This is a genomic window from Roseovarius sp. THAF27, assembly GCF_009363655.1.
Lineage (GTDB): Bacteria > Pseudomonadota > Alphaproteobacteria > Rhodobacterales > Rhodobacteraceae > Roseovarius.
Genome location: NZ_CP045393.1, coordinates 631,583 through 652,312, shown reverse-complemented (window position 1 = coordinate 652,312; position 20,730 = coordinate 631,583). Strand labels below are relative to the sequence as shown.

At 65.4% G+C, this 20,730-nt stretch carries 24 protein-coding genes and 1 tRNA gene; 6 read left to right on the top strand and 19 right to left on the bottom strand.

The features are described 5' to 3' along the window. Positions 1 to 95: 95 nt before the first annotated feature. The gene (locus FIU89_RS03370) at positions 96 to 893 is read left to right on the top strand and encodes an EF-hand domain-containing protein (RefSeq protein ID WP_152491304.1); all 798 of its coding nucleotides are present in this window, start codon (positions 96 to 98) and stop codon (positions 891 to 893) included. Between the two features lie 229 nt (positions 894 to 1,122). Beyond that, positions 1,123 to 1,428 (top strand): hypothetical protein, encoded by a 306-nt coding sequence (locus FIU89_RS03365; RefSeq protein ID WP_152491303.1) that lies wholly within the window; start codon positions 1,123 to 1,125, stop codon positions 1,426 to 1,428. 33 nt (positions 1,429 to 1,461) lie between these two features. Here FIU89_RS03365 and trpB read toward each other — a convergent pair whose 3' ends face one another. The 10 genes from trpB to cmk form a co-directional block, all read right to left on the bottom strand. Then, positions 1,462 to 2,691, bottom strand: a complete 1,230-nt coding sequence (trpB, locus tag FIU89_RS03360) for a tryptophan synthase subunit beta (RefSeq protein WP_152491302.1) — start codon at positions 2,689 to 2,691, stop codon at positions 1,462 to 1,464. Positions 2,692 to 2,918: 227 nt separating this feature from the next. After that, on the bottom strand, positions 2,919 to 3,542 hold the full coding sequence (locus tag FIU89_RS03355; protein WP_152491301.1) for a class I SAM-dependent methyltransferase: 624 nt from the start codon (positions 3,540 to 3,542) through the stop codon (positions 2,919 to 2,921). A 43-nt stretch (positions 3,543 to 3,585) separates the two neighbouring features. Further along, on the bottom strand, positions 3,586 to 4,035 hold the full coding sequence (locus FIU89_RS03350) for a GNAT family N-acetyltransferase (protein WP_152491300.1): 450 nt from the start codon (positions 4,033 to 4,035) through the stop codon (positions 3,586 to 3,588). Continuing rightward, positions 4,032 to 4,676 (bottom strand): phosphoribosylanthranilate isomerase, encoded by a 645-nt coding sequence (locus FIU89_RS03345; RefSeq protein WP_152491299.1) that lies wholly within the window; start codon positions 4,674 to 4,676, stop codon positions 4,032 to 4,034. Before FIU89_RS03345 ends, FIU89_RS03350 begins: the two co-directional genes overlap by 4 nt. An 11-nt stretch (positions 4,677 to 4,687) precedes the next feature. After that, positions 4,688 to 5,038, bottom strand: coding sequence for a lipopolysaccharide assembly protein LapA domain-containing protein (locus FIU89_RS03340; RefSeq protein ID WP_152491298.1), 351 nt, complete (start codon positions 5,036 to 5,038; stop codon positions 4,688 to 4,690). Then, the gene (gene ihfB, locus FIU89_RS03335) at positions 5,038 to 5,322 is read right to left on the bottom strand and encodes an integration host factor subunit beta (RefSeq protein ID WP_057792171.1); all 285 of its coding nucleotides are present in this window, start codon (positions 5,320 to 5,322) and stop codon (positions 5,038 to 5,040) included. Before ihfB ends, FIU89_RS03340 begins: the two co-directional genes overlap by 1 nt. A gap of 273 nt (positions 5,323 to 5,595) precedes the next feature. Beyond that, the gene (locus tag FIU89_RS03330) at positions 5,596 to 5,946 is read right to left on the bottom strand and encodes a DUF1801 domain-containing protein (protein WP_172978015.1); all 351 of its coding nucleotides are present in this window, start codon (positions 5,944 to 5,946) and stop codon (positions 5,596 to 5,598) included. Between the two features lie 187 nt (positions 5,947 to 6,133). Continuing rightward, a complete protein-coding gene (gene rpsA, locus FIU89_RS03325) occupies positions 6,134 to 7,819 on the bottom strand; it encodes a 30S ribosomal protein S1 (RefSeq protein ID WP_152491296.1) in 1,686 nt (561 codons plus the stop codon). Positions 7,820 to 8,019: 200 nt separating this feature from the next. Beyond that, positions 8,020 to 8,313, bottom strand: a complete 294-nt coding sequence (locus tag FIU89_RS03320) for a hypothetical protein (protein WP_152491295.1) — start codon at positions 8,311 to 8,313, stop codon at positions 8,020 to 8,022. Between the two features lie 35 nt (positions 8,314 to 8,348). Further along, positions 8,349 to 8,963 (bottom strand): (d)CMP kinase, encoded by a 615-nt coding sequence (cmk, locus tag FIU89_RS03315; protein WP_152491294.1) that lies wholly within the window; start codon positions 8,961 to 8,963, stop codon positions 8,349 to 8,351. Positions 8,964 to 9,126: 163 nt separating this feature from the next. On the opposite strand from cmk, the gene FIU89_RS03310 reads away from it, so the two are divergent. Continuing rightward, positions 9,127 to 9,387 carry a hypothetical protein gene (locus tag FIU89_RS03310; RefSeq protein WP_152491293.1) on the top strand — a complete coding sequence of 87 codons (261 nt, stop codon included), beginning with the start codon at positions 9,127 to 9,129 and terminating at the stop codon, positions 9,385 to 9,387. A 42-nt stretch (positions 9,388 to 9,429) separates the two neighbouring features. On the opposite strand, the gene FIU89_RS03305 is transcribed toward FIU89_RS03310, so the two are convergent. The 8 genes from FIU89_RS03305 to FIU89_RS03270 all read right to left on the bottom strand — a co-directional run bounded on the left by FIU89_RS03305 (position 9,430) and on the right by FIU89_RS03270 (position 17,375). Then, positions 9,430 to 9,503 (bottom strand) — tRNA-Gly (locus FIU89_RS03305). A gap of 68 nt (positions 9,504 to 9,571) precedes the next feature. Then, on the bottom strand, positions 9,572 to 10,138 hold the full coding sequence (locus FIU89_RS03300; RefSeq protein ID WP_152491292.1) for a hypothetical protein: 567 nt from the start codon (positions 10,136 to 10,138) through the stop codon (positions 9,572 to 9,574). Between the two features lie 126 nt (positions 10,139 to 10,264). Beyond that, complete coding sequence (locus tag FIU89_RS03295) at positions 10,265 to 12,307, bottom strand: ASKHA domain-containing protein (protein WP_152491291.1); 2,043 nt, start codon at positions 12,305 to 12,307, stop codon at positions 10,265 to 10,267. 176 nt (positions 12,308 to 12,483) lie between these two features. After that, on the bottom strand, positions 12,484 to 13,830 hold the full coding sequence (gene aroA / locus FIU89_RS03290; protein ID WP_152491290.1) for a 3-phosphoshikimate 1-carboxyvinyltransferase: 1,347 nt from the start codon (positions 13,828 to 13,830) through the stop codon (positions 12,484 to 12,486). Positions 13,831 to 14,113: 283 nt separating this feature from the next. Continuing rightward, positions 14,114 to 14,479, bottom strand: coding sequence for a RidA family protein (locus FIU89_RS03285; RefSeq protein WP_152491289.1), 366 nt, complete (start codon positions 14,477 to 14,479; stop codon positions 14,114 to 14,116). A 48-nt stretch (positions 14,480 to 14,527) separates the two neighbouring features. Continuing rightward, on the bottom strand, positions 14,528 to 15,916 hold the full coding sequence (locus FIU89_RS03280) for a GYF domain-containing protein (protein WP_172978014.1): 1,389 nt from the start codon (positions 15,914 to 15,916) through the stop codon (positions 14,528 to 14,530). A 32-nt stretch (positions 15,917 to 15,948) separates the two neighbouring features. Further along, positions 15,949 to 16,680, bottom strand: a complete 732-nt coding sequence (locus FIU89_RS03275; protein ID WP_152491287.1) for a DUF4339 domain-containing protein — start codon at positions 16,678 to 16,680, stop codon at positions 15,949 to 15,951. Next, positions 16,677 to 17,375, bottom strand: coding sequence for a DUF4339 domain-containing protein (locus tag FIU89_RS03270; protein ID WP_152491286.1), 699 nt, complete (start codon positions 17,373 to 17,375; stop codon positions 16,677 to 16,679). Before FIU89_RS03270 ends, FIU89_RS03275 begins: the two co-directional genes overlap by 4 nt. 126 nt (positions 17,376 to 17,501) lie before the next feature. On the opposite strand from FIU89_RS03270, the gene FIU89_RS03265 reads away from it, so the two are divergent. Next, positions 17,502 to 19,085 (top strand): alpha/beta fold hydrolase, encoded by a 1,584-nt coding sequence (locus FIU89_RS03265; RefSeq protein ID WP_152491285.1) that lies wholly within the window; start codon positions 17,502 to 17,504, stop codon positions 19,083 to 19,085. Between the two features lie 10 nt (positions 19,086 to 19,095). On the opposite strand, the gene FIU89_RS03260 is transcribed toward FIU89_RS03265, so the two are convergent. Further along, positions 19,096 to 19,554, bottom strand: a complete 459-nt coding sequence (locus tag FIU89_RS03260; protein ID WP_152491284.1) for a hypothetical protein — start codon at positions 19,552 to 19,554, stop codon at positions 19,096 to 19,098. A 136-nt stretch (positions 19,555 to 19,690) separates the two neighbouring features. Between FIU89_RS03260 and FIU89_RS03255 the strand changes: the two genes are divergently transcribed. Both FIU89_RS03255 and FIU89_RS03250 read left to right on the top strand, forming a co-directional pair. Then, positions 19,691 to 20,272, top strand: a complete 582-nt coding sequence (locus FIU89_RS03255; protein ID WP_152494384.1) for a thymidine kinase — start codon at positions 19,691 to 19,693, stop codon at positions 20,270 to 20,272. After that, a complete protein-coding gene (locus tag FIU89_RS03250) occupies positions 20,265 to 20,675 on the top strand; it encodes a hypothetical protein (protein ID WP_152491283.1) in 411 nt (136 codons plus the stop codon). The genes FIU89_RS03255 and FIU89_RS03250 overlap by 8 nt, the downstream gene beginning before the upstream one ends. Positions 20,676 to 20,730: the final 55 nt, after the last annotated feature.

Here is a 20,730-nt window from a genome sequence, read left to right as displayed (position 1 = left end):
GCAACGGCACGTTCTTCCACCGGGACGTCAAACCCGGAGGAGTGACGCCACACCCGTCCTCCCGACCGTTTGTAAACGCGAAAGGAGACACGAACATGAAGACCCTGACGACAACGATCCTGACATCCGCCGCGCTGGTCACAGCCGCTCCCGCGCTGGCCCAGCAGAGCGAGGGCGAGACCGATATGCCCGCCTTCTGCGAAACTGCCTTCATGCCCGCCGACAAGAACAAGGACGGCTTCATGAGCGAGCAGGAGATCAAGGACGCGCGCGACGCCGAATTCGCGGCGCTCGACCTCAACAAGGACGGCTCGGTCGACCGCGAGGAAATGGTCAACTGCATCGGCAAGGCCGAACAGAGCAACCGCGACGCCTATACCCAGGCACAAGCCGGGAACGACAAGACCGATTGGTCCGACCTGGGCACCGGCGACAAGACCGAACTCAGCGTCGAGGAATACCAGAAGCTGACGAACAAGGCGTGGCGCACCGACGACAGCGACATGAAATCGGCCGTGTCCACCGACACCGACGATGCCGAGGAATTCGCCAAGACCGCCGTCGACCGCTTCAAGATGTATGACGGTGACGGCAACGGCATCATCACCCAGGCCGAATATGAAAGCGAGATCGACAAGGACTGGAGCGACAAGGCCCTGCAAAAGCGCTTTGACGCGATGGACGCCGACGGCTCCGGCTCCCTGTCGCCGCAGGAATACCGCGGTGCCGGAACCAAGGCGCTCGACATGACCGCAGGCACGTCCGAAAGCAAGGACATGACCAACGACAGCGCCGATGCCTCGGACAGCAACGACACTAGCGCCAGCGACACGCAGAACGCCAGCGACGAGGCGACCGTGCCCGTCGTGATCTACTACTACTCGCTGGTGTAGGGAGAGGCGGATTATCAATCCGCACCACACCGGATTGGCGCGCCGGGCCTCATCGCCCGGCGCGTTTTCCGTTGAGCCGCGTCATGAGCAGGCGCAAGATGTGGCGTTCTCTCGCCGGAACCGCGCGCCCCTTCTGTCGTTTGCTTGCAGTGCGTCCGTGCGGCGCTATCTCAAGTCAATTGTAAAGCGCCCGTCGGCGCGCAAGTACCAGTAAGCGAAGGAGGTTCGCATGCGACGATTAATTGCTTTCTCCGCCACCGCTCTCCTTCTTTCCAGTGCGGCCATGGCCGATGACACCGCTGTCGCGGGTCCCGACCGCGATATCCCGTCGGACGACCTGAAAATCAACTCGGCCGGCTTTCTCTTCGACGATTCGCTTAGCGGAAACGACGACAACGACCGCGACGATCGGGGCGATGACGACGATGACCGAACCGAAGACGACCGCAAGAACGACGACAGCGGCAAGGGTCGGCCTACGCCGGACGACGGCGATCACGACGCAGAGGACGAAGACGACAAGACCGACGACTGATCGCGCTCACGCCCGAACCGGATGGGCGGCGATTCAGTCGCCCTCGGCCATATCGAACCCGAGGTGCCGTGCCACGGTGAAAATGTCCTTGTCGCCGCGTCCGCACATGTTCATGCACAGGATATGGTCCTTGGGCAGGTCGGGCGCGATCTTCATCACGTGCGCCAGCGCGTGGCACGGCTCCAGCGCCGGGATGATCCCTTCGGCCTCGCAGCACAGCTTGAACGCTTCCAGCGCTTCCTTGTCGGTGATCGACACGTATTTCGCGCGCCCGATCTCGTGCAGCCACGAATGCTCGGGTCCGATGCCCGGATAATCCAGCCCCGCCGAAATCGAGTAGCCTTCCAGGATCTGCCCGTCATCGTCCTGCAACAGGTAGGTCCGGTTGCCATGCAACACCCCGGGTCGCCCGCCGGTCAGCGACGCGCAATGCTCCATCTTCTCGTTCACGCCCTTGCCGCCGGCCTCGACGCCGATGATGTTCACCTCCTTGTCGTCGAGGAACGGATAGAACAGCCCCATCGCGTTCGACCCGCCGCCGATGGCCGCGATGATCGTGTCGGGCAGACGGCCCTCGGCCTCCTGCAACTGTTCGCGGGCTTCCTTGCCGATGATCGACTGGAAATCGCGCACCATCGCCGGATAGGGGTGCGGCCCGGCCACCGTGCCGATGCAATAGAACGTGTCGCGCACGTTGGTCACCCAGTCGCGCAGCGCGTCGTTCATCGCGTCCTTCAGCGTGCCGCGACCGCTGGTCACCGGGATCACCTCGGCGCCCAAGAGCTTCATGCGGAACACGTTGGGCCGCTGACGTTCGACGTCATGCGCGCCCATGTAGACCACGCATTTCAACCCGAATTTGGCACAGACCGTCGCCGTCGCCACACCATGCTGGCCCGCGCCGGTCTCGGCGATGATGCGGGTCTTGCCCATGCGCCGCGCCAGCAGGATCTGCCCCAGCACGTTGTTGATCTTGTGCGCGCCGGTGTGGTTCAGCTCGTCGCGCTTCATGTAGATCTTGGCGCCGCCCAGCCGCTCGGTCAGGCCCTCGGCATGGTACATCGGGCTCGGCCGGCCGACATAATGCTTCCACAGGAAATCCATCTCGTCCCAGAAGCTCTGGTCGGTCTTGGCGTTCTCGTACTGCTCTTCCAGTTCCAGGATCAGCGGCATCAGCGTCTCGGACACGAAACGCCCGCCGAATTCTCCGAAACGCCCCTTCTCGTCGGGGCCGGTCATGAAGGAGTTGAAGAGATCGTTCATGGTCATCATCCCTGTTTGCTCAAGCGTTTCGCCTTTTACCTGAGCCGTCAGCGAAAGGCGAAACGCGTGCAACGATTGGCTGTTGTGCTGCGTTTCGCGGGTAAGCTGTGAGTCAGGTTTATCGCGAAACGCTTTAGCGTCTCAATAGGGCACGGGCCCGCCGTTTTCCAGCGCATTCCTGTGCGACACGCCGCCCCGAGAATATTCGTACGAATATTCTTGGAGCCTCACCTCAGCCGCACGACATAGCCCGTGCTCAGCAATTCCGGCTCGGCCAGCAGGAAGGGCCGGAAGGGCGGCGTGGTATGGATCACCTCCCACGTGCCCGACGCCGCGAGCTTGTCCAGAACCGGCGGAAACCCCTGCTCCTCGAAGGTCGCATCCAGCAGGTTGAAGACCCCGATGCCACCGGGCCTGGTCACCCGCGCCAGATGTTCCAGCGTGACCGGCGGCGCGTGGCCCGGCCCGAACGCCCCGACGCATACAAAGCCGGCGAAGCTGTCATCCCCGAACGGCAACCCGGCGCCGGTGTCCGCCACCTCCAGCCGCTCGTAGGCACCCGTCCTGGCGGCGCAGGCCAGCATCTCCGGCGACAGGTCGCAACCCACGATCCGGCCATACCCCATCAGCCGCAGCGTCTCGCCCACCAGCCCGGTGCCACAGCACGCGTCTAGCACAGGCCCCTCCGCGTCCCCCAGGTACCGGCCCAGCAGCGCTGCGCCCAGCCCGGGCAGGCGGAACCCCCGGCTCAGGCAATCGGCATCATAGCCGGTCGACCACTTGTCGTAGATCGCCCGCGATTCCTCGGGCGTCCTGGCTCCGTACACGTCATCCAGATCCTGGCGGGTCATGCGTCTCTCCTTTGCTCCAGCTTGGGCAAAGCGGCGCGATGCGTCAATCAAGTGCCATCTTGAACCCGGTATGCGACGCGACGAAACCGATCCGCTCGTAGAACCGGCTGGCGTCTTTCCGGCCCGCGTTCATCGTCAGTTGCACCAGCGTGCACCCCGCCGCGCTGGCCCGCGCCTTGGCGTCCTCGAACATCGCCTCGCCCACGCCCTGCCCGCGCACATGCCCGGCCACGCGCACGCTTTCCACCTGCGCCCGCCGCGCGGCCCGCAGCGACAGCCCGGTGATAAAGGTGATCTGGTAGGTGGCGACGATCCGGCCCGCGTCGTCCTCGCCCACGATCAGGTGGTTGGCGCCCTCGTCGCGCATCCGGGCAAAGGCGGCCTCGTAGAGCGCGGGATCGGCGCCTTCGCGCCCCTGCCCCAGCACGTCATCGGCCAGAAGCGCCACAACGGCTGCAACATCGGTCTCGTCCGCCTCGCGGAACCGGATCATGCCCGTGCCGCGTCGGCGAAGGCGCGCATCCTGCCGTGGTCCTTCACCCCCGGCGCGCTTTCCAGCGCCGACGACAGGTCAAGCTGGCGCGCCCCGGTCACCCGGATCGCCTCGGCCACGTTCTCCACCGTCAGCCCGCCGGCCAGCATCCACGGCACGGACCACTCGCGTCCCGCAATCAGGCTCCAGTCAAAGCTCTCGGCATTGCCGCCCGGGCGGGTCGCGTCCTTCGACGGCTTGGCATCCAGCAGGATGTGGTCGGCCACCCCGGCATAGCGGTCGATGGCCGCAAGGTCGCCGGCCTCGCGCACGCCCACCGCCTTCATCACCGGCAGGCCGTAGCGGGCCTTGATCTCGGCCACCCGCTCGGGGCTTTCGGACCCGTGCAACTGCAGCATGTCCAGCGGCACCACCTCGGTCAACGCGTCCAGCAGCGCATCGTCCGCGTCCACCACCAGCGCCACCTTGGCCACGCCGGGCGGCACCGCCAGCGCCATCTCGCGCGCCAGCCGGGGCGTCACGTAGCGCGGTGATTTCGGAAAGAACACGAACCCCACATAGGCGGCCCCCGCCGCCACCGCGGCAGGGATGTCCTCGGGCCGGGTCAGCCCGCACATCTTGATCCGAATGTCCTGCGCCATGACGCCGCCGGTTAGCTGGCCTCGTCCAGAAGCGCAAGCACCTCGTCCTGGTCCTTGTTGCGCTCGCCTTTCAGCCGGCGCACCTCGGCCCGCAATGCCGCCATCTCGCGCGCCTGCCGGGCGGCCGCCGCGCGCTCCTTGGCCTCGCGGATCCACTCCCAGATGAACCCGATCACCAGCCCCGCCAAGATCCCGCCGAACATCACGATGAAGAGCGGAATCTGATACGACGGGTTCAGGGCCGCCATGCCGGCCAGTTCGCCGGGAAGGATCTGAACCTCGACCACCTGCCGGTTGGCCAGCGCGATCAGGATAAGCGCCACCGCGAAAATGGCGATCGAAGCATAGCGGATATAGCGCATCAGGATTTCCCGTTCAGTCGTTCACGCAACAGCTTGCCGGCCTTGAAGAACGGCACGTGCTTTTCCTCGACCTGCACCGATTCTCCGGTGCGCGGGTTGCGGCCGGTGCGCGCGTCGCGCTTCTTGACGGAAAACGCCCCGAAGCCGCGCAACTCGACACGGTTGCCCTCGGCCATGGCATTGGTGATCTCGTTGAAGATGGTGTTCACGATGCGCTCGACATCGCGCTGGTACAGGTGTGGATTCTCGTCGGCGATCTTCTGTATTAGTTCCGACCTGATCATCGGTTCCCCCCGGCGTTGTTCTTTGTTCGCGCAGCGTATCGACTTTAACGACTATAGATAGAAAAAGCGCAATTAGAAACTGCAACCTACCGGATGAACTCGGAAATTCGCGGGGAAAAAGCGCGGACTTCGGCTTGCTGATCCTCTTTGACCACTCAGAGTGCAGACATTTCTGGGCTCAATCAACGTGGGCTCACAAACACCAAGCACATGATTCGTAGCTTGTCATAGGCCCTTGGATATCGTCCCTGGCGGCGACACACGCCTGTCCTGCTACAGCTTGTTTCTATCCAGTTCGATCGCGGCTTGGATGAGCCCAACAAGACCTTCACGATCCACATGCCCGCCAATCGGTATCTTCACATGCCGCATCTGGCGACCATGTCCTTTCAACAATTTCAGAGGATCGCATAGTTCCGCCCCGCGTCCAAACCCAAGCGCGACATGCCCTTTCGCCGTCTGGATATAACAAACCAGCGATCTCAGCGTGAAACAGGGCCGCCCCCATTTTATCTGTTCTCGCATTTGCGCCTCCTGATCGTGTATCAGAATTCTCAGTTGCTGCGCGATGACGCGCTGGCCTTCCGAAAGGCCGGAATACCAAGTCTCAAGATCAGAGTTCATTGCCACCATCCGCCTGCAGGTCGCCTATCGTGACACGCTTCTGCTACAGTCAGCGTCGCGCAAAGCATATTTTGGGTCAAATTGATCCCAAGAGGCTGCACCGCCCCGGCAACGCGCCGCCAGTGCCAAAAAAGAAAAAGGCCCCACGTCTCCACGGGGCCTTTCAAATCTGCAAACCGTATCCGGCTTACTTGTCGTCGTCGCCTTTCAGCGCGGCGCCAAGGATGTCGCCCAGCGAGGCGCCCGAATCCGAGCTGCCATACTGTTGCACGGCTTCTTTCTCTTCCGCGATTTCGCGTGCCTTGATCGACAGGCCCAGACGGCGGGTCTTGCTGTCCACGTTGGTCACGCGCACGTCGACCTTGTCACCGACCGAGAAACGCTCGGGGCGCTGCTCGGAACGGTCACGCGACAGGTCGGAGCGGCGGATGAAGGATTTCATGCCCTCGTATTCCACCTCGATGCCGCCATCCTCGATCGAGGTGACCTCGACGGTGATGATCGAGCCGCGCTTCACGCCGCCCACGGCCTCGGCGAACTTGTCGCCGCCCAGGTTCTTGATCGACAGCGAAATGCGCTCTTTCTCCACGTCCACTTCCGAGACGACGGCCTTGACCACATCGCCCTTCTTGTAGCTCTGGATCGCGTCTTCGCCGCGCTCGTCCCAGCTGAGGTCCGACAGGTGAACCATGCCGTCGATGTCGCCATCGAGACCGATGAACAGGCCGAACTCGGTGATGTTCTTGACCTCGCCCTCGACCTCGGTGCCCTCGGGGTGCGTTTCCGCAAACACTTCCCACGGGTTGCGCATGGTCTGCTTGAGGCCCAGAGATACGCGGCGCTTGGCCTGGTCGATCTCCAGCACCATGACCTCGACCTCCTGGGACGTGGACACGATCTTGCCGGGATGGACGTTCTTCTTGGTCCACGACATCTCGCTGACGTGCACCAGGCCCTCGACACCGGGCTCCAGTTCGACGAACGCACCGTAGTCGGTGATGTTCGTCACACGGCCGGTATGCACCGATTCCAGCGGGTACTTGGCAGCGACCAGATCCCACGGATCGTCCTGCAGCTGTTTCATGCCCAGGCTGATGCGGTGGGTTTCCTTGTTGATCTTGATCACCTGGACCTTGACGGTCTCGCCGATGTTCAGGATCTCGCTCGGGTGGTTCACACGACGCCACGCCATGTCGGTCACGTGCAGCAGGCCGTCGACACCGCCCAGGTCCACGAAGGCCCCGTATTCGGTGATGTTCTTGACGACGCCGTCCACGGCCTGACCTTCGGAAAGGTTGCCGATGACTTCGGCGCGCTGCTCGGCGCGGCTTTCTTCCAGGATGGCGCGGCGCGAGACAACTATGTTGCCGCGGCGGCGGTCCATTTTCAGGATTTGGAAGGGCTGCTTCAGACCCATCAGCGGGCCGGCGTCGCGCACGGGGCGCACATCGACCTGAGAGCCGGGCAGGAAGGCCACGGCGCCGCCCAGATCGACGGTAAAGCCGCCTTTGACACGGCCAAAGATCGCGCCTTCGACACGGGCGTCGTCCGCGTATGCTTTCTCCAGGCGGTCCCAGGCTTCCTCGCGGCGGGCCATTTCACGGGAAATGACGGCTTCGCCGCGGGCGTTCTCTGCCGAACGCAGGAACACCTCGACCTCGTCGCCCACTTCGATTTCGGGCGCTTCACCGGGATTTGCGAATTCCTTGAGCTCGACGCGGCCTTCCATCTTGTAGCCGACGTCGATGATGGCTTGTCCCGCTTCAACCGCGATGACCTTGCCTTTGACAACCGTTCCCTCTTGGGGGGTGTCCATTTCGAGGCTTTCATTAAGGAGGGCCTCGAATTCCTCCATCGATGCGTTTTGAGCCATGTGGCGTTTCAATCCTAACGTTTCGTTGTGTCCGGCCGCGCGGTTGTCTCCGCCGGTCTTCAAGGTTTCGTTGGTCAGACGGGCCACCATAGGAACGCAAAACAAAGAGGGCCGGTATTCCCGACCCTGCTCGCTCTCAATGCTCTGCGGCGGTTCCGCCTTGTCGACGAGGGGCGCTATAGCCCGCTCGGCCATGACAATCAAGGGGTTTCGAGCCCGAAAGCCCCCTCCAGCAGCCGCAGCTGAAGATATTCGCCCGGCGCCCGACGCATCACGCCTTGCCCTTTGAAGGGCCCGTGGGGGTTCGACACCTCCACATGCAGCTCGCCGCCCTCCGACAGGTCCACGTAAAGTATGTTGCTACCGCACCAATCGATCGTGGCCCGCAGCATATGCTGCGTGGGCTCCACCTCGACCGTCAACTGGCTGTTGCGCTTGATGTGCCCGGCCTCCTCGCCCGTCACGCTCAGCCGGTAGGCCCGGAACCTGTCCATCCACCCGCCCCCGCGGTGAAAGGTGATCCGCGCGGTCACGTTCCGTCGCGCACCCGCGCGACCTCGGCGCAGGCGGCCTCCACGGCGCCCTCGATGGTCAGGGTCGTGGTGTCCAGCAACACCGCGTCGGCCGCCGGCAAAAGCGGCGCAGTGGCCCGCGCACTGTCGCGCTCGTCGCGCTGGCGCAACTCCGCCAGCACGGTGTCGTAATCCGTCTCGGCCCCCTTGGACAGCAGCTCGTCCAGCCGCCGCTGGGCGCGCACATCGTCGCTCGCCGTCACGAACAGCTTCACCTCGGCATCGGGACAAATCACCGTCCCGATGTCGCGCCCGTCCAGAACCGCACCGCCCGACCGCGCCGCGAAAGCCCGCTGGAACTCTACCAGCGCCGCACGGACCTCGGGCACCGCGGCAACCCGGCTGGCGGCCTGGGCGACTTCCGCCGTGCGCAGGTCGTCCGCCTCGAGGTCCGCGGCCAAAAGCGCCCGCGCGGCCTCGACCGGCTCGGTGCCGTCCAGCGTCCGCCGCCCCGTCGCGCGGTACAATAGCCCCGTGTCCAGATGCGCAAAGCCAAAGCGCGCGGCCACCGCCCGCGCCACCGTGCCCTTGCCCGCCGCCGCCGGCCCGTCAATCGCTACCGTAAAGCTCATGTATCTTCCTGCCTCGTCCCGCCGCTGCGTGGGGTGCGTTCACACCGCAACACAGTGTTTCCGCAAATTGCCTGACTTTATCGGGCAAATCACCCTATATCGGCAACAAGATGGCAGGTTTTCCATACTCCTGTCTTCATTGAAACGCACAACCGCATCTACCATGACCCAGTCTGCCAACTCCCGTCACGACGATCCTTCGTCGCCCCTTTCCGACCCGCGTCACGGGTCCCCCGCGCACAAGTGCCGCGCCCATCGCAAGGCGCGCCGGGTCTGGGGCCAGGGCCTGCTGTCCGGCCTGCCCTTTGCCGAGATCGTGCTTCTGGCGGCGTTCCTGATGTCTGCCGGCATGTTCCTGACGATAGATGGCGGTCATGCCACCGCCGTCGATCCCGCACCGAACGCGACCACGGCCACCCGCTGACGGGCCACCATTCCTTGGTTTCAATCGTGACCGGAAACGCGTTGGAGCGGGTAGCGGGAATCGAACCCGCGCGTTCAGCTTGGGAAGCTGACAGGCTACCATTACATCATACCCGCCTGCGCATCTGGCTCAGATATGCCTCGCCATCCGCCCGGTCAAGAGAGATTCTGGCCCGCCCCGGGACCTAATCCGCCACGCGCACATCGGTATAGGTGTAGACCTCCTCGTCGCCGCTCGAGGAACTCGACACCAGCAAGCCCACACCCATTTCCGGCAGGTAGTGATAGCGCTCGGTATAGCTCGGGTCGTCGTTGAAGCTCATGTCGATCTCGAACGCCGGATAGGCGCACGGCCCCAGCTTGATCGTCTGCATGGGGCCCGACGTTGCGGTACCCCCGCCGGTGCTGTCATTGCTCCAATCGGCATCGGGCTTCGGCTCCTGCCACTTGTCGAGCTCGTCATAGCTGGCGAAGATCTCCTTCTCTGCCACCCGTACCACACCGTCCTCGATGGGCACCGAACTTGCCAGGTAAAGCCCGTGCCTTGTCTCCAGGATCGACCCCGATCCGTCAGCGAACTCCGTCTGGATCACGATCACGTCGGTGGCCAGCTGCCGATGCGTCTCGACCGTGCCGTCCTGGGTCTCGAAGACAACGCCTTTCTTCAGATCCTCCGGCCCGGGACAGGCAAGGGCCGGCAGGGCGGCCGCCGAGGCGAGGGACAGGGAAAGCGCTTTGAAACGAAGGGTCATGGCAGGCATTCAATCGGTTGCGCCACTCGGGGCTCGGGCAGGCTCGGAACGCCCGGATCTAGGCCCGGGCGCCCTGTATTCTGCGCAATCGCCCCGCGCCACGCAATCGCTTTCTCCGGCCTTTGGTCAGCCCCGCCGCCGCCTGCGGCGGCCACCCTCCTGGTCGCCCCCGGTGTTAAAGGACGGGTTCGGCAGCGGCGCCACCTTGGCCAGTTCCGGAAACGGGTCGGTCTTGTGAGGGATGGCGTTGGCGGCCACGAAATGCTCTTGGAACTTGGGTTCGATCGCGGTCTCGACCTTGGTGATCTCGCGCACCACCCGCTCGATCTCGCGCCGCGCGCCCACGTTGCACAGCGCGATGCGCGCGCCCGTGCCTGCCGCGTTGCCCGCGCTCGTGACCTTCTCCAGCGGCACGTCCGGAATCATCCCCAACACCATCGCGTGCTTGGCACTGATATGCGCGCCGAACGCCCCGGCCAGCACCACGCGGTCCACCTTGTCCACGCCGCGCTGGTCCATCAACAGCCGCGCGCCCGCGTAAAGCGCGGATTTCGCCAGCTGGATCGCCCGAATATCGCCCTGCGTCACGGTGATGCGCGGCCCGCCCTCGGCGGTCGCGTCATGCACCAGGTAGGAATGCGTCCGCCCTTCCGGCACCATCCGCGCCGTCCCGGTCGCCTCGGCCGAGCCGATCAGCCCGCTTTCATCCATCAGCCCCGCCATGCGCAATTCCGCCACCGCCTCGATGATGCCCGAGCCGCAGATGCCGGTAATACCGCCCGGCCCCACCTCCTCGGCAAAGCCCTCTTCGTCGGACCACTTGTCCGATCCGATTACGCGAAAGCGCGGCTCTTTCGTCTCGGGGTCGATCCGTATGGCCTCGATCGCGCCGGGCGCGGCCCGCTGCCCGCTGGAAATCTGCGCGCCTTCGAAGGCCGGTCCCGTGGGCGAGGAACAGGCCAGCACCCGGCTCTTGTCCCCCAAAAGGATCTCGGCATTGGTGCCCACGTCCACGATCAACGCAAGGTCCTCGGACTTCCCCGGCTCCTCGCTCAGGGCAACGGCGGCACAATCCGCGCCCACATGCCCCGCGATGCAGGGCAACACATAAACCCGGGCCCGGGTGTTGATCGCGCTCAGCTCCAGCTCCCGCGCTTCCAGTGCCATGCTGTCCGACGTGGCCAGCGCGAACGGCGCCTGCCCCAGCTCCACCGGGTCGATCCCCAGCAACAGGTGATGCATCACCGGGTTGCACACGAACACCGTTTCCACGATCAGGATCGGGTCGATCTCCGCCTCTTTCGCAATCTCTTCGGCCAGCGTGTTGATCGCCTCGCGCACCGCGCGGGTCATTTCCTGGTCCCCGCCGGGGTTCATCATCGCATAGCTCACCCGGCTCATCAGGTCCTCGCCGAACCGGATCTGCGGGTTCATGATCCCCGACGACGCCTTCACCTCGCCGCTCTCCAGATCGGTCAGATGCGCCGCCACCGTGGTGGACCCAAGATCGATCGCCAGCCCGTACAGGCCCGCCTCATGCAGCCCCGGCCAGACCTCGATCACCCGCGGCACCGGGTCCAGGTGCGATTTGTGCAGCGCCACCGTCACCCGGAACTTGCCCTTGCGCAACACCGGCTGCAACTTCGACAGCAGCGTCAGGTCGGCGGTGATCTCCTCGATTTCCCACTGCTCGCGCAGCGCCCGCTCCAGCCGCTCCAGATCGCCCGTGGGCTCGTGCATGTCCGGCTCGTCCACCTCGACGAAGTAGAGCCGCGTCGCCGGGTCCATCTGGATCACCCTGGCCGAGGCCGCCTTGCGCACCACCTGCTTGTGCACTTGGCTCTCGGGTGGCACGTCGATCACGATGTCGCCCATCACCTGCGCCTGGCAGCCCAGCCGCCGCCCGGCCTTCAGCCCGCGCTTCTGGTCATAGCGCTCCTCGACCGCGTTCCAGTCCGACAGCGCGCCTTCGCGCACCGTGACGCCATGCTTGGAAAACTCGCCATAGCCCGGCGTGATCTGGCACTTGGAACAGATCCCCCGCCCGCCGCAGACCGAATCGAGGTCGACCCCCAACTGCCGCGCCGCGGTCAGCACCGGCGTGCCTTTCGGAAACCGCCCGCGCTTGCCCGAGGGCGTGAAAACCACCAGTGGATCGGACTCGCTCATCTTACATCGTCCTTGGCTCAAGCATTCGTCTGGCGGGCACCATAGCGGTTTCCGGCCCGACCGAAAGCCCGCCACCGGCATTATCTGTCAAACCCGCGTCATCGACCCGTCCCCGAAAATTCGTACGAATTTTCGTCGCCCGGGATTATTCGCACGAATAATCTCCGGCGCTGCACTCAAACGCGACGGATCTCGGCGCCCAGCCCGGTCATCAGCGCCTCGAACACCGGAAAGGAGGTGGCGATCGGCCCGCCGTCATCCACCGTCACGGGCGCCTTGCTCGCCAGCCCCAGCACGAGGAACGACATGGCGATGCGGTGATCCAGATGGCTGGCACAGGTCGCCCCGCCCGGCACGCCGCCCGCGCCCCTGCCCTCGACGATCCACCAATCCTCACCCTCCTCGACCGTCACGCCACAGGCGCGCAGCCCCGTTGCCATCGCGTCGATCCGGTCGCTTTCCTTGACGCGCAATTCCTTGACCCCGCGCATCACCGTGCGCCCCGCAGCACAGGCCGCCACTACCGAAAGCACGGGGTATTCGTCGATCATGCTCGCCGCACGTTCGGGCGGAACCTCGATACCTTTCATGTCGGGCGAGTATCGCACCCGCAGGTCCGCCACCGGCTCGCCGCCTTCCTCGCGCTCGTTCTCATAGGTCAGGTCCGCGCCCATCTCGCGCAGCGTGGTGAACAGACCCGCGCGCGTCGGGTTCAACCCGATATTGGGCACCACCACGTCCGAGCCTTCGGTGATCAGCGCCGCGCAGACGGGAAAGGCCGCGCTCGACGGGTCGCGCGGCACCAAGATGGTCTGCGGCCGCAGCTCCGGCTGCCCGGCCAGTGTGATCACCCGGCCCTCGTCCGTGACCTCGGTCGAAATCTCGGCACCGAACCCGGCCAGCATCCGCTCGGTGTGGTCGCGCGTTGCCTCGCGCTCGATCACCACGGTCTGCCCCGGGGCGTTCAACCCCGCCAGCAGCACGGCCGATTTCACCTGTGCCGACGGCACCGGCACCTCGTAGCGCACCGGCACCGGCTCCCGCGCGCCCACTATGGTCATCGGCAGCCGCCCGCCCTCGCGCCCCACGGCCCTCGCCCCGAACAGCGCCAGCGGGTCGGTCACCCGCGCCATGGGACGCCCGTTCAGGCTGGCATCCCCGGTGAAGGTCGCCGTGATGGGCGACGTCGCCATCGCCCCCATGATCAGCCGCACGCCGGTGCCCGAATTGCCGCAGTCGATCACCTGGTCCGGCTCGGCGAATCCGCCCACGCCCACGCCATGCACGTGCCAGGTGCCGTCCGCGTCTCGCGCGACCTCCGCCCCCATGGCCCGCATCGCCTTGGCCGTGTCCAGCACGTCCTCGCCCTCCAGCAGGCCGGTCACCACCGTCTCACCTACGCTGAGCGCCCCAAGGATGAGGCTGCGATGCGAGATCGACTTGTCGCCGGGCACATGCGCCTCGCCTTTCAGGCCAGACGACAGGCTGGATTGCATCGGGACGGGCGCGCCATGACCGGACATCGGACTTCCTTCCTTAAAAGTTCGCCCCGCTGATAGCGCAGCCCCCGGGCAGCGTCCATCACGCCTTTCCTCTGGCCGAAAATATCCCGGGGGTTTGGGGGCTGGCCCCCAATTAAACCTGTGTTTGGGGGCTGCCCCCCGATCGAACCGGCCTTGCCCCACCCATAAGTCATCCTCGGGCCCGACCCGAGGATCTCTCCGCCGCGAGATCCCGGATCAGGTCCGGGAAGGGCCGCGACCCGGCGCCCCGGTCAGCTCCGCAAAGCCCGGCCGGGCATGCCGGTCACTTGCCGTCCTTCGCGTCCACCGCCGCCGTCACCAGCAATTCGACCTTCAGTTCGGGATGCGCCAGTTTGGCCTCGCCGCACGCCCGGGCGGGCGCGTGGCCCTCGGGCACCCAACTGTCCCACACGTCGTTCATCTCGGCGAAATCGGCCATGTCGGCCAGCCAGATCGTGCATTGCAGGATCCGCGTCGCGTCCGAGCCCGCCTCGCCCAGCAGCGCCTCGACCTTTTCAAGGCAGGTGCGGGTCTGATCCGCCACGCTGTCGCCGCGGTTGCCCACCTGCCCGGCCAGGTAGATCGTCTCGCCATGGATCACGATCTGGCTCATGCGGGCGGCGGTATGGTGGCGGACGATATCTGTCATGACGGGGCTCCTTTCCCAAGTATTCGCCCCGTCATAACGCGGCGCGCGCTACTGCGCCAGTTCCCCGATGCTGCCCGCCATGGCCCAGTCGGCCATTCCCTTGCGCCACACCAGCGTCCGATCCCCGACCCGTCCCGCCGCCATCTCGGCGCGAAGGTCGTTCAGCGTCATCGGCCCGACCTGCTGCTGGCCCTCCGCGAACCACCAGATCGCCTCCTGCGGGGGGTGCGCCGCGCCCCGGCTCGCCTTCAGCCGCTCCAGCTCGTCCGCAGCCTCCTCGTGACCGCGCTCGAGCGCCACCTCCATCCACTCGATCGCCCGGTCGAGGTTCTGCTCCACCCCGTCCCCGTCGCGATACATGATGCCCAGGTTGAAGGCCGCGGTCGTGTGACCCTCCTGCGCGGCGGCCTCGAACATGCGCGCGGCCTCGGCCATGTCGACCTCCACGCCCTCGCCGCCGTGATAGTGGATCACCCCGGCCAGGTAGGTCGCGCTGGTATTGCCCTGCTCGGCCGACATCAGCGCATAGCGCAGCGCCTCGGCCGCATCCTTCTCGCCGCCGCGGCCCTGCCAGCGGAACCAGGCATAGTTCGACTGCGACACGTGGTTGCCCAGGTCCGCCGCGCGCCGGTAATACGCGGCCGCCTCCGAATCGTCCTGGGGCACGTTCTCGCCGCGGGCATATTCCACGCCCAGCTGGTTCAGCGCATCGGTGCGCTCCGCGTCTCCCGCATGGTTCAGAAGCTCCAAAGCCAGCTCCACGTCCTTCTCGACCGTGATCGCCTGGAGATAGGCCATCCCCATGATGTAGACCGAGTTGGAATGGTCGTCCTCGAACGCCACCTTGGCATAGCCGACCGCGCGCGGCTCGTCCTCGGGGATGCCCTCGACCCCGTACCAGAACATGTTGGCCAGGTTGTCGGCGGCGATCGTGCTGCCCAGCGCCATGGCCCGTTCGTAATACTCGATCGCCTTCTCGAAACTCTGCTCGACCCCGTCGCCCCGGTAATAGGCCACGCCGAGGTTGTTCAGCTTCGCCGCCTCGCTCAACGCGTCGTCGCCGTCACCCGATGGCGCGCCGGACCGGGTGCTGGTGATGACCTCCTTGCCATCGACAAGGATGCGCATGGTGTTGCCCTCGACGACGATCTCCACCTCGTCGAAGGCACCGCTGTCGATCGACGATCCATCCAGCGAGATCGTGGTGCCGTCGATCACGATCTCGCGGCCGTCGATCACGATCTCGGCCCCGGTCGACGTGGTCGAGATACTCTGCGACCCGCCCCCCGTGATGGTGATCTGCACCCCGTTCACCGTGACCGAAGACGAGCTTTGCGCCCCCGCCATGCCCGCCGGCAAGGCCAGCGCCACTGTCAGGCCGACAATCGCGGCCACGAGACGCGTCCGCAATGGCCGCAGGAAATCCGTCACCGTCATGATAATCCCCAATCTGTCATCCTTGAAATCCGTCAGTAGTTCACGCGCCGGAAAATCAGCCCATTGTCATTCAGCGTATTTTCGTCCACGACCCTCAACGTACTGTCGTAGTTGAAATTTCCCGGCAAAGGGACATTGCCGCCCGGGCCGTTCGAGGTCATCAGCGTGGTGCCGATCATCGACAGGTGAAACCCTTCAGGCGACGGGTTCGTGATCTTGAACGTTCCTCTGCCCTTGTTGGTCGTGCGCAGGACGCCTCCCATGCCATCGGAGACCTCGATGATCTGTGTCGACGTGTAGGTGCCCACCTTGTTGTAGATCACCTCCATCTTCTGCGTGCCCAGCCCGATACCCTCGATCGGCAGGTCCGTGCGTCCGGTTTCCCAGCGTCCATCTAGAAACGCGTTGTAGTCCCGCACCGGCGGCGGTGGCGGCGGCTGCAAAACGTTGAGAAGCTGCGCCACCTCCTTCACCGTCCGCGCGGGGCCCCAATCGGCCATGCCCTGTTTCCACACCATGGTCTGCGCGGTCAGCCGGCCATCCCTGATGCGCTGCTCAACGTCCGCATGGGTCAGCGGCCCCACCGCCTGACCGTTGTCGACCACGTAGACCCCGTCCGCCGTCATCTGCTGCGCCGCACCAGCACCGCTCCAGACCGCCAGCAAGAAAGCCAGCAAGACCGCCACCACCGGCGCCGGGACACCCCCCGCGCCGATCCGCCGCATCATACCCCTCGGAGGCGTGGACATCGCGCCGCCGCTCATTGCGACACCTTTCGATAGGTACTGCCATCCTCGAAGAACGTGCCCTGGTCGATCGCCTTGATCGTCGTGTCGAACTGCAGCTGGTCGGGCCAGCCCGCGCCGGCCTGTCCCTCCACCTTGGTCAGCGACGTGCCGAGGTAGCTGACTGTCACCGTGTTGGTCGTCGCCCCGCTCAGCGTGAAGGTTCCGTTGCCCTCGACATGCACCGTCATCGGCTGCGGCGCGCCGGCAACGCTGCTCATTTCGGTCAGCAACGTGAAGATCCCGTCGGTGCCGAAGGTGATCGTGCTGACCACGTCGACCTGTCCAACCTCGGGCAGCTCGGCCTGCGCGGCCTCGCTTGTCCACGTGCCTGCCAGGTAGCGCCCGAAATCCTGCACGGTCTGATCCGGCTGCGGATCGCGCTCCGCCGGCGGTCCAAGCTCCGCGCCCAGATCCGGGCGGAACCGCGCCGCCTCCCAGTCCTGCATCCCCTTCTTCCAGACCAGCGAGGTGTCCGTGACCCGCCCGTCGCGCAACCGCGCCTGCATCTCCGACGCGGGCAGCGGACCCACCGCCTGACCGTTCTCGACCACGTAATATCCCTCGAACGGAGGCCCCTCCTGCGCCGCCAGGGGTGACGCGACCAGCCACAGGGCCAGCGCAAATGCCAGCGCCCCCGGCAGCCGCGCGGCGAATTTCCCAAAAGAGTCCATACCCAATGCCCTGTCTGCGGTCTCCGCCTGCAAGGCTCACAGAATCGTACTAGGCGCACATCACCCAATTGGGTATCCTGACACCGTAACGGCCCGATAAGGTCAGGGCTGGTATTGGGGAAGACCATGCCAGTTGGGGATTACGACGCCGACCTCGCGTCGGTGTTTTCAATATTGCCGCGCGACAAGGCCCGCGAAGCCCGCGACTATGTCGCCAAACGCCTGAAGGTGGCCGAAGCGGCCATCGAGGACGATCTGGCCTGGGCCGACTTCGACAGGTCCGGCAAGCTCCTGCGCGGCGGATTGTCCAGCATCACCGATCATTCCACGCGGATCCTGCCCGCCGAAACCGACAACCCCCAGATCGCCGCCATCCTGGGGAACGTGGCCCGTCACGGGCTTTCCGCGGGCCACATCTCGTGGGATCCGGGTGTCCAGATGCTGTTCTGGTACGTCCCGATCACCCCGTCCAACCGCGACAATGTCGGCAAGCGCCGGCTGCGGGGCTTCGCCGTGACCCAGCTTCTGTTCTCCGAGTTTCTCGACATCTTCAACGAGGACAGCGGCCTGACCCAGGCCGAGATACGCACCGTGTTCCAGGTGATCGGCGGCGCCAGCCTTCGCGCCGCGGCCGATCTAGACGCCCTGTCCTACGAGACCAAGCGCGCCCACCTCAAGAACGCCTGCAGCAAGCTGATGTGCTCGGGCCAGCGCGAATTGATCACCAAGCTTCTGGGCCAGATGGTCCATTTCATCTCGATCTCCGAGGGCGAGGCCAGCCATGCGGGTTTCATCGAACCCTTCTTCGCCCGCTACCTGTCACGCAGCGCGCGGCTCCTGTCGCGGCGCCTCTCGGATGGCCGGCTCGTCAATATCGTGGAGTTCGGCCCGCCCGGCGGCCGGCCGGTGCTGCTCAGCCACGGCGTTCTCTTCGCCTTGCTCATGCGCGACGCCGGTCCGCATCTGGAACGGCTGGGGCTGCGGGTCATCACCCCCATCCGCGAAGGATATCTCGAGATCCGGCCCACCTCGTCGCTCTTTGACCAGGACGATCTGTTGCGGCAATGGGTCGATGACGCGCACGGGCTCATCCGCGAATATATCGGCCATCCCTGCGTGGTCGTCGGCAACTCGACCGGCGCCCGCGCCGCCGTCCGCCTCGCGCTCGAAGCCCCGAAAGTGGTCGCATCGCTGGTGCTGGTGTCCCCCACCTTGATGCAGACCGAGTCTCTGCGCAGCGGAAAGGTCGCGGGGTTCTTCGATGCCCTGCGCGGTCTGGTGTCGAACTCGCGCCTGTTCAAGGCCGTGACCTGGCGGTTCAAGAAATACTATCTCAGCGAAAAGACCTGCCGCGTGGCACTGATGCAGCTTTTCGGCGACAACGCCGCCGACCGCGAGGTGCTGGAACGCCCGTTTTCCAGCGACGCCAGCAGCTACGCCATGTTCTCGGACATCTATAGCAGTTCGTTGCGCGGGGTCGCCGCGGATTTCAGCTTCGAATTCGACAGCGTCCACCGCGAGATGCAGGCGCTGAAAATGCCGTTTTCCATCCTGCATGGCCGCAACGACCCGATGCTGCGCGCCGCCGAAATGATCGCCCAGCTGCCCGAACCGCTCGGCCGCACCGTCACCACGCTGGACGGCGGGCACTTCCTGGGCGTCACCGCCGCCGACGCCGTCTGGGATCACGTCGCCGCCCGAAACGGCTGATCCGCGCGGATCACAGGTGGCCGTCTTCCAGGTGCAGCTTCATCGCGATCAGCACCTGCTGCAACGCGGTGGTCTCCTTCAGCAGGCGCTTGGCCTCGGTGACCGTGATCACCCCGTCCTGGATAGACTGGTGGTACTCGCTCATCAGCATGGCAAAGCGCTGCGACAGCGCGATCACGTCCGAATTCACCCCGCCCGTTCCGCCATCATTTTGCCGGCTGTCGTCGAAATTCAGCCGCGTGCCGTTCAACTCCGCCAGCGCCGCTGTCACATGCGGATAGGACGCCGCCGCCTCCAGCGCCGCCACCGCGTCGATCGGCATGTAGCGGCCGGAATGCTCCTCGTGGTCCGAGTAATACCGCCCCAGCGTGGCCTTCGACTTGCCCGTCAACTCGCAGGCCGGCTCCACCCCCACGTCCTTGACCAGCGCTTCGGTGTGCTTCTTGAGGTATGATCCGGCTTTCGACATCGCGCTCTTTCCCTGGACCGGGCCGTTATCCGGAGGGGCCCCGCGGCGCCGCAATGGTGGAAAACCCTACGTGCCCGGCGCCCGCGCCGACCCCGGCACGCTTGAACCCGCAGGCGTCATGCGGATAAGTCGCCGCATGGCCAAGCTCTATTTTCATTACTCCACCATGAATGCCGGCAAGTCGACCCTGCTGTTGCAGGCCAGTCACAACTACCGCGAACGCGGCATGAACACCCACCTGCTGACCGCCGCGCTCGATAATCGCGCCGGACCCGCGCATATCGGCTCTCGGATCGGCATCGGGGCCAGGGCCGACACCTTCACCGCCGACGACGATCTCTTCGCCCGACTGGACCGGGTGCTGGCCAAAGGTCCGCTGTCCTGCATCTTCGTCGACGAGGCGCAGTTCCTGACCGAGGCGCAGGTCTGGCAACTGGCCCGCGTGGTCGACGACCTGAACGTGCCGGTGATGTGCTACGGCCTGCGCGTCGATTTCCGCGGCCAACTCTTTCCCGGCTCCGCCACCCTTCTGGCGTTGGCCGACGAGATGCGCGAGGTCCGCACCATCTGCCATTGCGGCAAGAAGGCCACCATGGTCGTGCGCCGCGACGCCCACGGTCAGGTGGTGACCGACGGCGCCCAGATCCAGGTCGGCGGCAACGAAACCTACGAAAGCCTCTGCCGCCGCCACTGGCGAGAGGTCACGGGCGATGTCTAAACTGTCCCGGTACATCGTTCTCGGCCTCCTGTCGCTCGTGGCCGTGCTGGTTGCGGTCTATATCTATGCGATCAACACCGTGGATTTCTCCGTCGACAAGGCCACCGCCGCCCATACCGAGGCGCGGCAGGCGTTCCTGGCCGACCTGCCCGATACCGACTGCCTGCGCGCCGCCGACATCACCGGCATCGCCCGCGCCCGCGGCTGGGATGCGGTGCAACCGTCGCAATTCGACTGGTGCGTCGCCCCCGACACCGTGCAAACCTGGCTGCGCGTCACGGTCGAGCCGCCCCTGCCCTTCTCGACCGAGGACGAGAACGCCCAGATCTTCGCCTTTGACGAGGCGGGCTGCGCCGTCGACTGGTCCTACGCCTCCGGCGCCGGCTCCACCTGCGCGGAGTGACGCTTGCGCCGAGTCGCTCCGGGAACCCGGCCCGCAGCTCCTGCGTTTCCCCTAC

Bases quoted from the DNA above. Each gene is read 5' to 3' on its own strand.
- FIU89_RS03370 (WP_152491304.1), top strand. From the start codon at position 96: ATGAAGACCCTGACGACAACGATCCTGACATCCGCCGCGCTGGTCACA.
- FIU89_RS03365 (WP_152491303.1), top strand. From the start codon at position 1,123: ATGCGACGATTAATTGCTTTCTCCGCCACCGCTCTCCTTCTTTCCAGT.
- trpB (WP_152491302.1), bottom strand. From the start codon at position 2,691: ATGAACGATCTCTTCAACTCCTTCATGACCGGCCCCGACGAGAAGGGG.
- FIU89_RS03355 (WP_152491301.1), bottom strand. From the start codon at position 3,542: ATGACCCGCCAGGATCTGGATGACGTGTACGGAGCCAGGACGCCCGAG.
- FIU89_RS03350 (WP_152491300.1), bottom strand. From the start codon at position 4,035: ATGATCCGGTTCCGCGAGGCGGACGAGACCGATGTTGCAGCCGTTGTG.
- FIU89_RS03345 (WP_152491299.1), bottom strand. From the start codon at position 4,676: ATGGCGCAGGACATTCGGATCAAGATGTGCGGGCTGACCCGGCCCGAG.
- FIU89_RS03340 (WP_152491298.1), bottom strand. From the start codon at position 5,038: ATGCGCTATATCCGCTATGCTTCGATCGCCATTTTCGCGGTGGCGCTT.
- ihfB (WP_057792171.1), bottom strand. From the start codon at position 5,322: ATGATCAGGTCGGAACTAATACAGAAGATCGCCGACGAGAATCCACAC.
- FIU89_RS03330 (WP_172978015.1), bottom strand. From the start codon at position 5,946: ATGAACTCTGATCTTGAGACTTGGTATTCCGGCCTTTCGGAAGGCCAG.
- rpsA (WP_152491296.1), bottom strand. From the start codon at position 7,819: ATGGCTCAAAACGCATCGATGGAGGAATTCGAGGCCCTCCTTAATGAA.
- FIU89_RS03320 (WP_152491295.1), bottom strand. From the start codon at position 8,313: ATGGACAGGTTCCGGGCCTACCGGCTGAGCGTGACGGGCGAGGAGGCC.
- cmk (WP_152491294.1), bottom strand. From the start codon at position 8,963: ATGAGCTTTACGGTAGCGATTGACGGGCCGGCGGCGGCGGGCAAGGGC.
- FIU89_RS03310 (WP_152491293.1), top strand. From the start codon at position 9,127: ATGACCCAGTCTGCCAACTCCCGTCACGACGATCCTTCGTCGCCCCTT.
- FIU89_RS03300 (WP_152491292.1), bottom strand. From the start codon at position 10,138: ATGACCCTTCGTTTCAAAGCGCTTTCCCTGTCCCTCGCCTCGGCGGCC.
- FIU89_RS03295 (WP_152491291.1), bottom strand. From the start codon at position 12,307: ATGAGCGAGTCCGATCCACTGGTGGTTTTCACGCCCTCGGGCAAGCGC.
- aroA (WP_152491290.1), bottom strand. From the start codon at position 13,830: ATGTCCGGTCATGGCGCGCCCGTCCCGATGCAATCCAGCCTGTCGTCT.
- FIU89_RS03285 (WP_152491289.1), bottom strand. From the start codon at position 14,479: ATGACAGATATCGTCCGCCACCATACCGCCGCCCGCATGAGCCAGATC.
- FIU89_RS03280 (WP_172978014.1), bottom strand. From the start codon at position 15,916: ATGACGGTGACGGATTTCCTGCGGCCATTGCGGACGCGTCTCGTGGCC.
- FIU89_RS03275 (WP_152491287.1), bottom strand. From the start codon at position 16,680: ATGAGCGGCGGCGCGATGTCCACGCCTCCGAGGGGTATGATGCGGCGG.
- FIU89_RS03270 (WP_152491286.1), bottom strand. From the start codon at position 17,375: ATGGACTCTTTTGGGAAATTCGCCGCGCGGCTGCCGGGGGCGCTGGCA.
- FIU89_RS03265 (WP_152491285.1), top strand. From the start codon at position 17,502: ATGCCAGTTGGGGATTACGACGCCGACCTCGCGTCGGTGTTTTCAATA.
- FIU89_RS03260 (WP_152491284.1), bottom strand. From the start codon at position 19,554: ATGTCGAAAGCCGGATCATACCTCAAGAAGCACACCGAAGCGCTGGTC.
- FIU89_RS03255 (WP_152494384.1), top strand. From the start codon at position 19,691: ATGGCCAAGCTCTATTTTCATTACTCCACCATGAATGCCGGCAAGTCG.
- FIU89_RS03250 (WP_152491283.1), top strand. From the start codon at position 20,265: ATGTCTAAACTGTCCCGGTACATCGTTCTCGGCCTCCTGTCGCTCGTG.